Origin of the sequence: Gordonia sputi NBRC 100414 (genome assembly GCF_000248055.1) — a bacterium.
Taxonomy (GTDB): domain Bacteria; phylum Actinomycetota; class Actinomycetes; order Mycobacteriales; family Mycobacteriaceae; genus Gordonia; species Gordonia sputi.
In genome coordinates this window covers 1-14,473 of record NZ_BAFC01000075.1, presented here as the reverse complement: position 1 = coordinate 14,473, position 14,473 = coordinate 1, and the positions used below count along the sequence as shown (strand labels likewise).

The 14,473-nt window shown below is 64.9% G+C and carries 14 protein-coding genes and 1 pseudogene; 5 read left to right on the top strand and 10 right to left on the bottom strand.

Annotated features, from left to right (window positions below; all coding sequences use genetic code 11):
• Positions 1 to 61: 61 nt before the first annotated feature.
• Both GOSPT_RS12370 and GOSPT_RS12365 read left to right on the top strand, forming a co-directional pair.
• Positions 62 to 1,603, top strand: coding sequence for a PepSY-associated TM helix domain-containing protein (locus GOSPT_RS12370; protein ID WP_141630879.1), 1,542 nt, complete (start codon positions 62 to 64; stop codon positions 1,601 to 1,603).
• Positions 1,600 to 2,346, top strand: coding sequence for a DUF5134 domain-containing protein (locus GOSPT_RS12365; RefSeq protein ID WP_005206527.1), 747 nt, complete (start codon positions 1,600 to 1,602; stop codon positions 2,344 to 2,346). Before GOSPT_RS12370 ends, GOSPT_RS12365 begins: the two co-directional genes overlap by 4 nt.
• On the opposite strand, the gene GOSPT_RS23910 is transcribed toward GOSPT_RS12365, so the two are convergent.
• Positions 2,336 to 2,935, bottom strand: a complete 600-nt coding sequence (locus GOSPT_RS23910; protein ID WP_064905557.1) for a hypothetical protein — start codon at positions 2,933 to 2,935, stop codon at positions 2,336 to 2,338. The two genes, GOSPT_RS12365 and GOSPT_RS23910, sit on opposite strands and share 11 nt — an antisense overlap.
• Before the next feature lie 380 nt (positions 2,936 to 3,315).
• On the opposite strand from GOSPT_RS23910, the gene GOSPT_RS23905 reads away from it, so the two are divergent.
• Positions 3,316 to 3,489 (top strand): hypothetical protein, encoded by a 174-nt coding sequence (locus GOSPT_RS23905; protein WP_156527498.1) that lies wholly within the window; start codon positions 3,316 to 3,318, stop codon positions 3,487 to 3,489.
• Between the two features lie 347 nt (positions 3,490 to 3,836).
• Here the strand turns inward: GOSPT_RS23905 and GOSPT_RS12350 are convergent, their stop codons facing one another.
• The 8 genes from GOSPT_RS12350 to GOSPT_RS12315 are packed head-to-tail and all read right to left on the bottom strand — an operon-like array spanning position 3,837 to position 11,731.
• Entirely contained in the window at positions 3,837 to 4,796 is a 960-nt protein-coding gene (locus tag GOSPT_RS12350) for an MlaD family protein (protein ID WP_005206525.1), read from the bottom strand.
• Positions 4,793 to 5,824: an MlaD family protein gene (locus GOSPT_RS12345; protein ID WP_005206524.1), complete on the bottom strand. Its 1,032-nt coding sequence runs from the start codon at positions 5,822 to 5,824 to the stop codon at positions 4,793 to 4,795. Before GOSPT_RS12345 ends, GOSPT_RS12350 begins: the two co-directional genes overlap by 4 nt.
• Positions 5,821 to 6,945 carry an MlaD family protein gene (locus tag GOSPT_RS12340; RefSeq protein WP_005206523.1) on the bottom strand — a complete coding sequence of 375 codons (1,125 nt, stop codon included), beginning with the start codon at positions 6,943 to 6,945 and terminating at the stop codon, positions 5,821 to 5,823. The genes GOSPT_RS12345 and GOSPT_RS12340 overlap by 4 nt, the downstream gene beginning before the upstream one ends.
• Positions 6,939 to 7,955, bottom strand: coding sequence for an MlaD family protein (locus tag GOSPT_RS12335; protein ID WP_005206522.1), 1,017 nt, complete (start codon positions 7,953 to 7,955; stop codon positions 6,939 to 6,941). Before GOSPT_RS12335 ends, GOSPT_RS12340 begins: the two co-directional genes overlap by 7 nt.
• Positions 7,943 to 9,055 (bottom strand): MlaD family protein, encoded by a 1,113-nt coding sequence (locus GOSPT_RS12330; protein WP_005206521.1) that lies wholly within the window; start codon positions 9,053 to 9,055, stop codon positions 7,943 to 7,945. The genes GOSPT_RS12335 and GOSPT_RS12330 overlap by 13 nt, the downstream gene beginning before the upstream one ends.
• Complete coding sequence (locus GOSPT_RS12325; RefSeq protein ID WP_005206520.1) at positions 9,052 to 10,074, bottom strand: MlaD family protein; 1,023 nt, start codon at positions 10,072 to 10,074, stop codon at positions 9,052 to 9,054. Before GOSPT_RS12325 ends, GOSPT_RS12330 begins: the two co-directional genes overlap by 4 nt.
• Complete coding sequence (locus GOSPT_RS12320) at positions 10,071 to 10,934, bottom strand: MlaE family ABC transporter permease (protein WP_005206519.1); 864 nt, start codon at positions 10,932 to 10,934, stop codon at positions 10,071 to 10,073. The genes GOSPT_RS12325 and GOSPT_RS12320 overlap by 4 nt, the downstream gene beginning before the upstream one ends.
• 17 nt (positions 10,935 to 10,951) lie before the next feature.
• Complete coding sequence (locus GOSPT_RS12315) at positions 10,952 to 11,731, bottom strand: ABC transporter permease (RefSeq protein WP_005206518.1); 780 nt, start codon at positions 11,729 to 11,731, stop codon at positions 10,952 to 10,954.
• A gap of 234 nt (positions 11,732 to 11,965) precedes the next feature.
• Here GOSPT_RS12315 and GOSPT_RS12310 point away from each other — a divergent pair, with 234 nt between their 5' ends.
• Positions 11,966 to 12,619, top strand: coding sequence for a TetR/AcrR family transcriptional regulator (locus GOSPT_RS12310; protein WP_231894684.1), 654 nt, complete (start codon positions 11,966 to 11,968; stop codon positions 12,617 to 12,619).
• Positions 12,620 to 12,804: 185 nt separating this feature from the next.
• Positions 12,805 to 13,176, top strand: coding sequence for a VOC family protein (locus tag GOSPT_RS12305; protein WP_005206516.1), 372 nt, complete (start codon positions 12,805 to 12,807; stop codon positions 13,174 to 13,176).
• 130 nt (positions 13,177 to 13,306) lie between these two features.
• Here GOSPT_RS12305 and GOSPT_RS12300 read toward each other — a convergent pair.
• Positions 13,307 to 14,473: pseudogene (locus GOSPT_RS12300) on the bottom strand (DNA-directed RNA polymerase subunit beta'); the annotation flags it as partial.

The following is a 14,473-nucleotide window of genomic DNA, read 5'->3' as shown; positions in this document are numbered from 1 at the left end:
ACCGGCAGCCGTGCAGCCTCCCGAGAAGGAAGTCACCGAAGCCGTGGTCAGCACTCCACCCGTGGATTCCGCGCCCGACAAGCCAGCCGAGTCCGAGACCGACAAGCCGGCCGAGTCCGAGACCGACGAGCCGGCCGAGTCCGAGACCGACGAACCAGATCGCGGCCCGCGGGTCGCACGGACCGCCCCGTCGGCGGCGCAGCGGTGGCGTCCGCTCCTACTGCGCTGGCACTTTTACGCGGGAATCCTGATCGGCCCGTTCCTGCTGGTCGCGGCCGTGACAGGCACCCTGTACGCGCTGATCCCGCAGATCGACCGGGCTGTATACAGCCATGAACTCACCGTTGACAATGTCGGCGCACAGCGGCTACCGCTGGGCGATCAGGTCGCTGCGGCGCGTCGAGCTCATCCGGAGGGAACCATCGCGTCGGTGACGCCTGCGCCGAAGGCGGACTCGACCACGCGGGTCACGCTGAGTGTCGACGACCTGCCGTCGGACCGAACGCGCACCGTCTTCGTCGATCCCTACACCGGCGAGGTGCGCGGATCGCTGACCACGATGGGCGAATGGTTGCCGGTACGTACATGGTTCGACGACCTGCACCGCAACCTGCATCTGGGTGTCGTCGGTCGCAATTACGGCGAGATCGCCGCGAGCTGGCTGTGGGTGACGGCGCTGGGCGGGCTGGTGCTCTGGATCGGTTATCGACGACGGACCCACAAGCTGAACCGCGTCCTCGTACCCGATCGCGATGCGCCGAAGCGGCGTCGAACATTGACCTGGCACGGGGCCGTCGGCACGTGGATCATCATCGGGCTCGTCGCGCTGTCGGCGTCGGGACTGAGTTGGTCGCGGTATGCGGGCGCGAGCATCGGTGAGTTGCGCACCGAACTGTCGTGGACGACGCCCGCGGTCTCGACGTCGCCCGCGTCGTCGAACGAAGGTCATCACCACGGCGGCAACGCGATGGTCGACGCACCGCCGACGATCACGCCGTCGGATTTCACCGCCGTCGACAACACCGCCACGCGAGCGGGTCTGCGCGCACCGATGGTCATCACGCCGCCGTCCGCGGAGGGTGCGGCGTGGTTGGTGAATGAGAACAACCGCGGGTTTCCCACCCGGTACGACGCGATCGCGGTGGACCCCAAGACATTTGCTGTCACCGATCGGGTGAACTTCGCGCAGTGGCCGTTCATGGCGAAGTTGACCGACTGGGCCATCAGCGCGCACATGGGACTCTTCGGCATTCTCAACCAGATCATCCTGGCGCTCTTGGGAATCGGTCTGATAAGCGTGATCATCCGCGGCTACCTGATGTGGTGGCGGAGGCGGCCCACTGGTGGCGGCCTGCCCAAGGCGCCCGGGCGAGGATCGCTGAGTTCGCTCCTGCCGGGCGAGGCGGTGGCGCTCATCGTCGTGGTCGCAGTACTCGGGTGGTTCGCGCCGTGGTTCGGAATTCCGTTGGCGCTGTTTGTGATCGTCGACGCCGCGTGGGGCATCGTTGCTGCGCGCCGCGGTTCGGGGACCCCTCCGCACGGACACGAGCACGGCCCTTCCGATGAGCAACAGCCTTGTGCAGCAGCCGAGAGTGCCCGATGATCGACAATCTCGCACTCCGCTCGGTCGTGACGATCCTGTTCGCGATCTCCGCGGCGTTGACCGTGTACGCGATGGTGCGCCAACCGCTTCGCTGGCCCGCCTACGTCGGACACGTGCTGCACCTGATCATGGCGGTCGCCATGATCGTGATGGCGTGGCCCTTCTCGATGAGCTGGCCGACCACAGGCCCGATAGTCTTCTTCATTGTCGCTGCCCTCTGGTTTCTGGCGACTCTCGCACTCCCGAGTTCTGTTCTCGCCGAACCGGAATGCGGGTGTGGCGATGTCTGCACCTGCGGCGCGAACTGTGGTTGCGTCCCTGCGACCGATTCGGTGTTCGGGCGGTCCGTCGCCGTGTATCACGCGGTCATGATGGGCGCGATGGCGTGGATGTACGCCGTGATGAATGGGAGCCTGCTCCCGCAAAGCACCTCGGCAAATGCTTCGGGCGCAGTCGAATACACGTCGGCGCTCGGTGAGCTCGTGCTCGCCCACGACCACGGTTCCGGCGGCATGGACATGCCGGGAATGAACATGATCGGCAGCAGCGAACCTGCGTACGTCACCCCGGTGAACTGGATACTCACGATCGGTTTCGCCATCGCCGCCCTGGTGTGGTTGTACCGCTACCTCGATCGACGACGACGCGCGGGCACGACGTCGGACGTACTCGCCTTCGCGGGCGATATCTCGCAGATCTGCATGGCCGCGGGAATGTCGATCATGTTCGGCGTCATGCTCTGAGCGTCATGCTCCCAGAATTCGGGTGAGGCGGCGGCGTGGAGGGCTCTGCTGGAACGTCGTTGGCTGGTGCGCGGTCGTTGGCTGGAGTGTGATCGTCTCGATCCGCTCGCGGCACCAGCATCACACCAACGAGACAGGTGATCACGAAGCAGTACAGCGTGATCGGGGGCCACGCGGACACCTCGACGGTGTCTGTCTGGACGTCGACGGCCGCGCCGAAGACGGACGAACGGGCCGCCGCATCCATGAGGAACCACACCACCGCCGCGATACCGACCGCCGACACCCCGATCGTGGCGTAGCCCGCGCGGGCGTGCCGATAGCCGGGGCTGACGGCCCACAGCGCGAACGCGGCGAGGAGGGATGCTGCGACCAGTGCGACTGCTCCGGCCAGACCGACGACGCCGCGGGCGGCGAGCTCTTCGGGTGCTCCCGACCGTGTGACGGTCTGGTCGGTCAGATCGGTCGACGCCGGAATGACCGACCCCTGCGCCCGAACCCACGTCATCGTCGTGGCAACGCCTCCGACCGTTGCCACGACGAGCAGCACTACCGACCAGCGGTGTCCGCCCGGGGTGGCTGTGGTCATGGTGTCGGCTGCGCGGGGCGGCCGGGGCCTGACCGCCCGTGCCGTCACTCCCCTGGTTGCTGTTGCCCTGGTTGCTGTTTCCCTGAGTACTGCTGCCCTGGCTTCCAGACCCCGCGTCGCTCTGCGTGAGATTCGGGGTACCGCTGCCCGACGAGCCGTCCTGTGCCGCGCCTGCGATCCCGGCGACGTCGGTGATCAGCCAGTTGCTGTCGCGGTCGAGCGTGATGGTGTAGGGGGTGACGGTGTTGAGTCCCTTCGGATTCTGCGTGCTCGTCATGTGTGTGGAGACGAAGACCTGCACGATGAACTGCCGATCAGCCCTGATGTCAACGGTTTTCGCTGCTATCAGCTTCGCGGTCTGCACCCATTGGACCTCCTGGATGAGTGGTGTCAGCGTATTCACCGCGACGTCGAAGCGCGAATTGAGTTCCGGCGCAGTGCCATTCTTCAGTGCCGCCGACCACGGTTGCAGATTGTTGAAGTCGAACGTCGCCGCGCCGACCGCGTACCTACCGGCGACGGTCTCGGCCGTCTGCTTGTCGGCGGTCAGTTGACGTTCGGCAGCGAGGTCGTCGGATCGCTGCACGAGGAGGTAGGCGAGCACGGCGACCGCGACCAGCGCGGCCACGCACAACATGCTGACCGCCGCGACAACCGGGTGGCGACGCACCGACAGGTACTCGGTCAACTGAGCTCGCGCAGAAGGCTTCTCGGCAGCTGGCTCTTCGACAGGGGTCTTTGCGGCGGCAGCTTTCTCCGCGGAAGCCTTCTCGGCAGCAGCTTTCTCGGCGGGCGGATTCGTGGTGTCAGTCGCGCCGGTACCATCGTTCTCCGGCTCGACGTCGTTGGTCGTGGTGTGCAGGTCGGTTGTCATGGGCTGGCTCCTCATTGGCTCGGGCTGTCATCTCGGCGGTGTCACGGTTAGTTGCAGGCTGTCGCCGGGCAGGACCTTCATTGCCTGCTCCAGCAGCGTCGCGATGTTGATCTGGGCCAGCACCGAACCCGACTGCCGTGCGGCCGGGAGCAGTGTGTCGGCGATGCTGCCCAATGGGGGTGCGATGGTGTTCACGAACTCAGCGGACCGATTCAACGACGGTTTCCAGCGATCCCGGATCTTCTTTCCGCCGTCGGTGGAGACGGCGAACGGCTTGACCGCGGTCACGACGTCGCGGACGCTGGTACCCGCGTACACAAGTTGGGGAGCAGTCGGACGAAGCGAGGGGCCGATCCAGGCGCCGTCCTGCAGCATCGTCGTCGAGTTTCCGATGATCTTCTCGATGGCCGGCTGCGAGTAGATCATCGTCGCCGCAAGTACCTGCGCGGCCGGGGTGAGGCGTTCGACGTCGGACTCGGTTCCGGCGAGTGCTGCCGCGAGAGTGTCGACGAGATCGTTGACGAGCGTCGGGTCGACCTGATCGAGCAACGTCTGCGTCGAGCCGAGGAGCTCCGGCACCGACGCCGGGACGTCGACCACGGTCGCGGTCAGGGTCTGACCACTACGAATGGTCTGGGCCGCATCGTCTTTCGGGGGAATGAGGAAGAGTCCCGACTCCCCGATCATCGATTGGTTCTCGATGACGAGTTTGCTGTTCGACGGTATCTGATGCGCGGCGTCGTAGGAGATCTCGATCTCGATGTCGTTGCCGCCGGTGTAGGTCACCGACGACACACTCCCGATCGACACTCCGCGGAGCAAGACAGCCGAACCGGCATGCAGGCCGTTGGATTTGGGTGCGGTGATGGTGACGGTCGTCTGGTCGGAGATGACCCGCATCTTCAGGACGCCCACCGAGAGGTAGGCGACCGCGAGGATGAGCACCGCAATGGTCGCCACGATGGAGAACATGTAGCGCGCCTTCATCGGACCGCTCCGATCATGCGCAGCACCGCCGTCACCGATCGGGTTGCTTCCCGACGGTCTGCACCCACGGTGATCTTGTCGACGGAGACCCCACCGTTCTTGGCGAACGGGAGGAGCTTTGTCTGCGTCACGTCGACGACCTTGCCGATGTTGCCGTTGAATTCGGTCGACGTCGCGGAGTAGCTGCGCAGCAGGGGCGTGATCTTCTCCAGGAACGGGTTGAGCTCGACCAGCCTCGGCGTGAGCCAGCTCAGGCCGATAGCGAGCGCACTGGATCCCGCGACGAGTTTGAATCCCTCACTGATCGCGTCCATGACAGACCCCAGGGTGAACTGGCCCTGTGGACCCATCGACATCGCGAGAAGAGTTGGGTCAGAGGCTATCTCGCGGCTTGTTGTGTCGAGTGTGTCGATCATCGAGTTCAACTCGTCGGTGCCGCGTGCGAGATCCTGGATATCGTGAGCGCCTACCCGGGATCCCGCGGGGAGGTCTCCGTTCTTGATGTCGACGGACTCGTTGACCTTTCGAATCGAATCCTGCACCCGCATCACCGAGCCACCCGCCATGAAGTCGGCGAGATTGGTGATGATGTCTTCGATCTGGGGGCCGGGGTCTGTGTCGCGCAGGCCGATGACGTCGCCGTCATGCAGGAGCGGCGCGCTCGGCGAGGCGGGCGGTATCAACGCGACGTAGATGTCGCCGAGCATCGTCGACTGTCGCAGTTCGGCTTTCGATCCGCGCAACACCTGGGCTTCCGGAGTGATGCCGAGGGTCAGCCGCGCGGCGTTGGGGACGAGTTCGATGGATTCCAGGGTGCCGATCTGGGTACCGCGCGAGAGCACCCGTGCACCCAGCGGGAGATTGACGACCGACGCGAAGTCGACGTAGAGCGTCGTCGAATTCGACGACGACGAGGTCAGTCTCGGCAACAGATTCGCGGGATTGGTTCCACGTCCGACCGCGACGACGACGAGCGCTGCCACGACGGCCAGCACACACAGGACAAACGAAACTCCGCGACGCATCATCGGCCGAGACCTCCCTGGATCGCAGCGCCCACCAGACCGGTGAGGTCAACGACGGCCGTCTGTCCGGTGCGGACGTCGCAGCGCCCGGCACCGCTGCGGTCGAGGAGTCCGCACAGTGCCGCGCTACTCGGAGTCCTGGTGAGTACCTTCGGCCCCGACACCGACACCGGAACCCCGTGCGCGGACCGGCTCATCATGGCCGACGCCGACGTCGCTATCCCCGGGATCTCGCGGAGAAGGACAAGTAGATCAGGGGTTTTGGCGACACCGAGATCGATCAGCGGTTTCGCGACGTCGGCCGGGTCGAGCAGCGGCGGGAGGAGGTCGCCGAGAAGGTCGTCGATCGCGGGGGCGGCCTCCGACAATCCGTTGAAGATGTAGACGAAGTCTTCGATCAGCCTGCCCATCATGAACGTCAACGACGCCGAGTTGGTCCCGATATCGCGCAGATCATCCCAGTTCTGCGTGGTGACGTCGGTGAGCGTCGCCAGATTGTCGAAGATCGAACGCATCTGCGCGAGAAACTCGTCGGGTGCTGCCATCAGACTCGACATGTTCTTGATGGACTTGTTGATATCGCCGCCGGTCCCGTTGATCTCCCTCGAGGTGACCGAGATCAGCTCGCCCACCGGTTTTTTCGTATCGGTACCGACTCCCCCGACCTCATTGAACATCGTCGTGAACGACTGGAACGCATCGCTGACCGAGATGGGAGTGAACGTTCGAGAGAGCGGAACGCATGTCTGCGCGCCGAGTTGGGCGCCGCCGCGTGCGTCGGTGCCCACGAGTTCGAGACGACGGTCGGCGAGTACGGAATTGTTGATCGCGACCACTTTGAGTTCGGAGGAGAGCGGCCGGTCGTCGACCTTCATGTGCACTGTCACGAAACCGTTTTCGGGGTTCAGCGAGGTCACTGTTCCGACCTTGACGCCCCGGATGTTGACCGCATTTCCCGCATAGAGGCCGGCCGAGTCGGGTAGCTGGGCGCAGAGTGCACGCACGTTGTTCGACGTCGACCTCAGGTAGACGACCACCGCACCGACAAGCAGCGCGACGACGAGGATCGCGGCGACCAGTGCGATCAGCCTGCTGTCGATTCGGCGTGCCCGTGCGGTCAACATGTGCGGCCCGCGATGGGTATACAGATCGACGAGTCGTCGATCACCTGATCACCGAAGTCGAGTGCCACGCCATTGGGATGCAGTGTGCGACTGAGCTTGTCGGCGATGCCGCGCAACTGTGTGATCGCGACACTCATCTTTGCCGCGACGTCTTTGGTCTCGCCCGCGGAGGCGATGATCTTGCGCAGGGGCGGCTTGATGCGCGCCTGATACGGCTCGCCGAGGACGTCGCCGACGTAGAGCACGAGCGACGCGAGGGCGTCGTAGGTGATGATGCCGCGATCCTTGTAGCCGATGATGAGCGGCAGTACGGCGTGAATGCGTTTGATCATCTCGACGAGCGTGGCTCGTTGTGCCGCCATGGCTGTGCTGTATTCGCCGCCGATGTCGGCGACGCTCTTGATCTGATCCTGCTGCTTGTCGAGCAAGCCCGTGAGGGTGTCGACGTCGGACATGATGCCGCGGATGGCGCCTGGCGCGGCGTCGAGGCTGTTGGTCAGCGCCACCGCGGTGCCGCGCATCGTCGGCGCGTCGATGCCCGACGTGGTCTTGGCGGCGGAGTCGAGCACCTCGGAGATCGAGTAGGGCACGGAGGTACGCGAGACGGGAATCACTGAGTCGCCCAACGGTTTATCTCCTGCGGGCAGCAGTGCGACGTATGCTCCGCCGACCACCGTCAGCATCCGGACGTCGAGGGAGGTCTGGTCGCCGAGGAACACCTTGCGGTCGACGGAGAGCGAGACGTCGACTTTGTCGTCGGACAATGCGACGTCGGTGACCTTGCCAACTGTCACGCCTGCGATGCGTACCTCGGTGCCGCCCTTGATGCCGCCGCTCTCCGACATCACCGCGTGCACGGTCGCGCGCCCGGGAGGCGACATGTAGAGGAAGCCGACGACGACCACGAGCACAGCCACGACGGCGACAACTCCGACGGCCCACGAGATCTCGGCTCTACGGGAGACCTGGTCGCGGACAGCGAAGTCGGACACTCGGCTCAGGCCTTGCACAACGTCACCTTCCCTCCGCCGAGCAGGACCTGCCCCATCTCCGGCAGCGACACCTCGCCGCGCGAGCACGTCGCGTCGAAGCCCAGGTGACTCATCGACGCGTTCACCGTTGCCAGGAATGTCGGCAATGCGCCGAGCACCTCGGCGAACTGGTTGGTGTCGGGAACGAGTTGCATGATGCGCGCAGAGACGTTGTCGTGGCCGCCGAGTGTGAGGTCGAACAGGTTCGAGAGCAGGTCGACGATCGGCGGAAACACCTTGGCGCCGTTGCCGAATGCGGATTTCAGCAGATCGAGCTTGGTCTCGAGAGTGTCGAAGAGTACGCCGAGGCCTTTCATCAGCACCCCGATGATCTCTGACTTGCCCTGCAACGCGGCGGAGACAACGCCGAGGTTGTTGACGATCGTGGCGATCAGCGCCTTCTTGTCGGTGGCGAAACGGGTGAGACGTTCGACGTCGGCGAGGACGTCGCCGAGGCCCACGCCATCCTCGCCCTGGAGCAGATGGAGCATGTTGGTCGCGAAGGTGTTGAACACCTCGGGGTCGGCGCCCTGCAGCAGCGGCCGTAATCCGTTGAACAGCTTGGTGATGTCGAAGGAGCCACTCGTCTTGGCCGCGGGGATCACCTGATCGGGGTCGAGTGGCGTCACATCCGTTGGCGCGCTCGAGCTGGCGGCGCCGGCGACCCCTGACTCCTCGCTGTCGTCTGACTTCTCGGGGACTTCTGACTTCTCGGTGACTTCGGACTTCTCGGCAACTTCTGCTTTGGTGACCGCGAGGTAGCGCTGTCCGACGAGGTTCTGAAATCGAATCGCGAGCTGATCGCGATTGGTGAGTCGATTCTCCTCGCGCACAGTGAAAGTCACCAATGCGACGCCGGTGGGCTGGAGATCGATGTCGGTCACCTTGCCCACCTGGACGCCGCGCACGCGGACGTCGGCGTTCTTGTGCAGCCCGAACACGTCGGAGAATTCAGCGCGGTAGGTCTCGACGTCGCCGCCGACGGGCCGATTGATCGCCTGCACGATCGCATAGAGGGCGAGGATCACGACGGCCGCCACGAGCAGCAGTCGTTTCGTCGCCGACGACGCGTTTCTCACGAACCGCCACCCACTCTCGACAGCAGTTGGTTCAGCGGCGCCGATGCGCCGGGCACGACGTCGAGGTGCGCCGTTACCGACAGGGTGGTCCGGCCCGTCGTCGGATCGGTGTGGAACGCATTGCCGAAATGATCGATCAGCGTGCCGACCTGGGCGGGGGTGACGCCCGAAAGCCCCTGCCCGAGCGGCGTCGTGAATGCGTTGGTGAGGTCCATGAACGCACCGAACGGCGCGAGGCCGTTGAACAGTGATCCCATGCCGCCGAACAGATCTCCGATGTCGCCGATCATCTGCGCCACCTGAAGCACATAGCCGTGGTCGAGCAAGAGCGGGTTGGAGTTGAAGATGTTGAGCCCCTTGATTCCACCTGCCGCAGCGGCACCGACACCGCTGAAAGCGTCTGCGGCAGTGGGCAACAGTGCATTCAGACGTGTGCGCTGCCCCTGCTGCACCGTTTGCAGGGTGACGGTTGCCGCAGTCAGAAACGGTGACAGACGAATCGTCGTATCGCTCACCTGCTTGAGCAGGTCACTGAGTTGTGGGGACAGCACGGGCAGGGTGAAGGAGCCCGCACTGCGCACGGTCGCCGTCACGGTGTAGTCCGACGGGGGCTGTGCAAGCGTGATGGTGCTGCCACTGGTGACCGACGAGCCCGAACCCGTCGGATGCAGGCGCACGGCGTCGGAGCCGAAGAGGTTGCGCGACACGAAGCTGACCGCCGTGTTGTCGGTGAGCTCGCCCACGGCATCACGGTTGACGCAGACCTCCATGCGCGTGACGTCGCGGCGCGAAATGTCGAGGCCGCAGACCTGTCCGACGGTCTCGCCGCGGATATCGACCGGGACGCCCTCCTGCACGCCGTCGGGAAGCGACGGTGCGTCGATGGCGAAGCGTACGGCGTCGTCGCCTCCGCTGAAGGGTTTGATGACGACGAGCGCGACAACTGCGGCGGCTACGAGCACGGCGAAGATGCCTCGCTTGCGCAGCGCGGCCGGGGAGAGTTCGCGTGCCCTGCTCATGCGAAGTTCAGCCCCGAGTTCAGGCCCCAGAACATCAGCGACATCACCATGTCGGCCGCGACGATCAGCACGAGACTGGCGCGGATCGCCCGCCCGGAAGCGATGCCGACGCCCTCGGGACCGCCGCTCGCGAAGAAGCCGTAGTAGGTGTGCGCGATGATCACCAGGACCGCGAAGACGACGACCTTGATCGTCGAGTAGACGACGTCGACCGGACTCACGAACGCCTCGACGTAGCGATCGTAGGCGCCTGCGGAATTGCCGTAGACGACGCTGACGACGAGCCGCGACGAGAGGTAGGCCAGGCAGAGCGAGATCAGATAGAACGGCACGATGGCGAGGACGCCCGCGATGACGCGCGTGCCCACCACGAACGGGATCGGCCGGATCGCCTGCGCCTCGAGTGCGTCGATCTCCTCCGAGATGCGCATCGATCCGATCTCGGCGGTCATCCGGCATCCCGCCTGGGCCGCGAAACCCACAGCCGCGACGATCGGGGCCATCTCACGCGTGGCGGCGTACCCAGTGATGAGGCCTGCCATCGGCGACAGGTTGAGCGACGAGAGCGAGGTGACACCGAGGATGCCGATCATGCCGCCGACCGAAACACCAAGGATCGCAAGCACACTCGCGATCCCGCCGCCAACGAGGATCGAGCCGTTGCCCCAGGTGGTCTCGGCGAACGCCGCGAGCATCTGGTTGCGATACGCGCGCACCGTGTGCGGCAGACCCGCGATGGTGTCGAGCACGAACGTCACCTGGCGGCCGATGTGCTCGAAGGGTCGGCCCGCGTTGTCGACGGCCCTCTCCAACCGCGGGAACTTGGTGCTCGGGATGTAACTCCCGGCGCGCTGCGCCATCTCAGATCACCGCCATCTCAGATCACCTGCGGCGGGATGAAGAGCGTCGTGACCTGGGTGATGATCACGTTGATCACCATCGACGCGACGATGCCGAGTACGACGGCCGCGTTGACCGCGTCGGCGACGCCGCGCGCACCGCCGGCGGCCTCGAGCCCTCGTCTACTCGCGATGACCACGACGACAAAACCGAAGATGACTGACTTACCCAGACAGATCCACAGGTCCGTGGTCGACGCGTAGCTGCCGAACGACTGCCAGTACGACCCCGCGATGACCCCCTGTCCGACGATCGCCACGATGAAGCTCGCGGCCACCGCGATCACGATGATCAGGATCGAGAGAACCGGAGCGACCAGCACCATCGCGACCATGCGGGGTGCGACGAGCCGGCGCGTGGGGTCGATGCCGAGGACTCGCATCGCGTCGATTTCTTCGCGGACCGTTCGTGCTCCCAGATCCGCAGTGATCGCCGACGCCCCTGCGCCGCCGAGCAGAAGGGCCGCGGCCATCGGCGCACCCTGCTGGATGACACCCATACCGCCGACGGCTCCGGCCATGGAGGTGGCACCGAGGTTGCTGGTGAGGCCGCCGATCTGCACGGCGATGATCACTCCGAACGGTACGGCCATCAGCAGGGCCGGCAAGACAGTGATGCTGAGCAGGAACCACGCCTGAACGGTCGCTTCGCGGATCGGGAACCTGCCGCCAACGATGTCTGTCGTTGCGATGACAGAGGTGCGCACGCCCAGCCTCACCGTGCGGCCGAAGCCCTGCACACTCTGCGCCATCGGCACGCGCAACCCCCATACTCAATCAAGCATTTGTTTGGTTTTGGAACGCATGAGACATCCCGGTTTCATTCTTCGCGCCGAGCCGAGTATCACACATCCATGTGTCCGCTGTCACACCCCTATCCACGAGCGCGCTTTCAACTGCGGAAACACAAGCTCGGTGCTCGCTCGATGCTCGATACCGTCGGTGTCGAGTGTTTGCGATCGTGAAACGTTGCAGTGAGTTATGGTTCACGAGTGCCAGAAGTAGGCTCAGCCTCGACCGCGGCGTCGACCCACGCGGGTTCGGCGATGACGATGCTCGGTGCGTCGCGTCGTCGACGCGCCGAGGAACAGGAGCGTCGGATCATCGACGCGGCGTCGTCGGAGTTCGTGCGCTCCGGGGTCCGTCGAGCCAACATCGATCGCATCGCACGCGACGCGGGCGTCAGCCGCAGCACGCTGTATCGGCGTTTCCCCAGCAAGGACGCGTTGCTGGCCGAGGTCGTGCTGCAACTGCGCCGAGACTTCTTCTCCGAGATGCAGCAAGCCGTGCGCGACCTCGACCCGCGCGAGGCGGTGGTCGAGGGGTTTCAGGTGTCCATCACGCGCGCACGCAGCAACGAACTCGTCACCCGCATTCTCGCCGACGAACCGGGCGCCGCCGACCTGATCATCGGATTCGACGGCCCTTACGTGGTGGAAATGGTCGGCCAGTTCAGTCAGAGCATCGTCGACTCCCTGCGCGCCGCGGGCGCCAATATGCCCGACGCCGACCTGCGACTCGCGTCGGAGACGCTGTTCCGGCTGATCATGTCGTTCGCGCTCACGGACTCACACACCGTCGACATCGACGACGCCGACGCGCTGCGCGACTACGCGTCGAAGTTCCTCGCGCCGATGTTCTGGTGATCGCTTTATCGCGCCGGCTGGGCGGCGTCGGCTTTCTATTGCGGACCAGATATGGCCGCAATGGCTGCGATGCTCGGTCTGTCAGGTGATCGGCACTCGGCTCGAACCTCGAAGCGCCCTACCCAACAGCGCCCCACCTGAACGACGCCCTATCTAAAAGCCGCCCCATCCGAAAGGTCACAGTCATGGATTGGACACTCGAAGTCGCGTTTCTGCCCGTCTCCGACGTCGATCGAGCAAAAGACTTCTACACCAGGATCGGGTTCTATCCCGACCACGACTCGTCCCCCACCGACGAGATCAGGTTCGTGCAGATGACACCGCCCGGCTCGCACTGCTCTATCGCTTTCGGCAAGGGCATCGTCGACGCCGCACCGCCCAACGCCGGGACACTGATGCTCTGCGTCTCCGACATCGAGGCTGCTCGTAAGCAGCTGCTCGACGCTGGCGTCGACGCCAGCGAGGTTGACGTCCAGTCGTGGGGCCACTTCGTCTACTTCAACGATCCCGACGGCAACCACTGGAATGTTCAGTATTTGCCCTACCGGTACGAGTGAGCTCCCGACACATCGTCACGACGCGAAACGGCTCCGCACCTCGTAAGGTGCGGAGCCGTTTCGGTGATCTCGACGAGCTCGATCAGCGGCTGCTCGATCGGCGGGTCACCGCTCGATCAGCGGGTAACCGTCAGCGGTAGTCGCTGCCGAACCCGTAGTCGTCCAGCGGAACCGCAGCGCCGGCGGGAGCACCGAAGGTGCCGTCCGGGCTGTAGTAGGTGTCGTCGTAGGACGGCACCGCGTAGGCGGCCGCGCGGGCCTCCTCGGTCGGCTGAACCTCGATGTTGCGGTACCGGTTGATACCCGTACCGGCCGGGATCAACTTACCGATGATCACGTTCTCCTTCAGACCGATCAGCTTGTCGCTGCGGCTGTTGATGGCCGCATCGGTCAGGACACGCGTGGTCTCCTGGAACGACGCCGCCGACAGCCAGGACTCGGTCGCCAGCGAGGCCTTGGTGATACCCATGAGGACCGGACGTCCGGCGGCGGGCTCGCCACCCTCGGACACGACCTGACGGTTCGCGGCCTCGAACTCGGCACGCTCGGTGAGCGAGCCGGGCAGGAACTCCGTCGAACCCGAGTCGATGATCGTCACGCGACGCAGCATCTGACGCACGATGGTCTCGATGTGCTTGTCGTGGATCGACACACCCTGGCTCCGGTAGACCTCCTGGACCTCGTTGACCAGGTGCACCTGCACCTGACGCGGACCCATCACGCGCAGCACCTCGTGCGGGTTCGCCGAACCCTCCATGAGCTGCTGGCCCACCTCGACGTGGTCGCCGTCGGCGAGAAGACGCTCGGAGCCGTCGTCGTGCTTGAAGACACGCAGACGCTGACGCTTCGAGATCTTGTCGTAGACAACCTCTTCCGATCCGTCATCGGGGATGATCGTGATCTTGTAGAAGCGGTCGTCGTCCTCCAGGCGAATCCGTCCGGAGACCTCCGCGATCGGTGCGACACCCTTGGGTACACGCGCCTCGAAGAGCTCCTGGACACGCGGCAGACCACCGGTGATGTCGTCACCGACGCCACCCTGGTGGAACGTACGCATCGTCAGCTGGGTACCGGGCTCACCGATCGACTGTGCGGCGATGATACCGACGGCCTCGCCGATGTCGACGAGCTTGCCGGTCGCCATCGAACGGCCGTAGCACATGGCGCAGACGCCGGTGCCGGTCGCGCAGGTCAGGACCGAACGGACCTTGACCTGGTTGATGCCTGCTGCGAGCAGAGCCTCGATCGCCGGATCGCCGAGGTCGTGACCGCGCTCGACGATGACGTTGCCGTTCTC

Coding starts and splice junctions, on each gene's coding strand:
- GOSPT_RS12325 (WP_005206520.1), bottom strand. CDS start 10,074: ATGAGCAGGGCACGCGAACTCTCCCCGGCCGCGCTGCGCAAGCGAGGC.
- GOSPT_RS12305 (WP_005206516.1), top strand. CDS start 12,805: ATGGATTGGACACTCGAAGTCGCGTTTCTGCCCGTCTCCGACGTCGAT.
- GOSPT_RS12340 (WP_005206523.1), bottom strand. CDS start 6,945: ATGTTGACCGCACGGGCACGCCGAATCGACAGCAGGCTGATCGCACTG.
- GOSPT_RS12350 (WP_005206525.1), bottom strand. CDS start 4,796: ATGAAGGCGCGCTACATGTTCTCCATCGTGGCGACCATTGCGGTGCTC.
- GOSPT_RS12345 (WP_005206524.1), bottom strand. CDS start 5,824: ATGATGCGTCGCGGAGTTTCGTTTGTCCTGTGTGTGCTGGCCGTCGTG.
- GOSPT_RS23905 (WP_156527498.1), top strand. CDS start 3,316: ATGAGTGGTGTCAGCGTATTCACCGCGACGTCGAAGCGCGAATTGAGT.
- GOSPT_RS23910 (WP_064905557.1), bottom strand. CDS start 2,935: ATGACCACAGCCACCCCGGGCGGACACCGCTGGTCGGTAGTGCTGCTC.
- GOSPT_RS12320 (WP_005206519.1), bottom strand. CDS start 10,934: ATGGCGCAGCGCGCCGGGAGTTACATCCCGAGCACCAAGTTCCCGCGG.
- GOSPT_RS12365 (WP_005206527.1), top strand. CDS start 1,600: ATGATCGACAATCTCGCACTCCGCTCGGTCGTGACGATCCTGTTCGCG.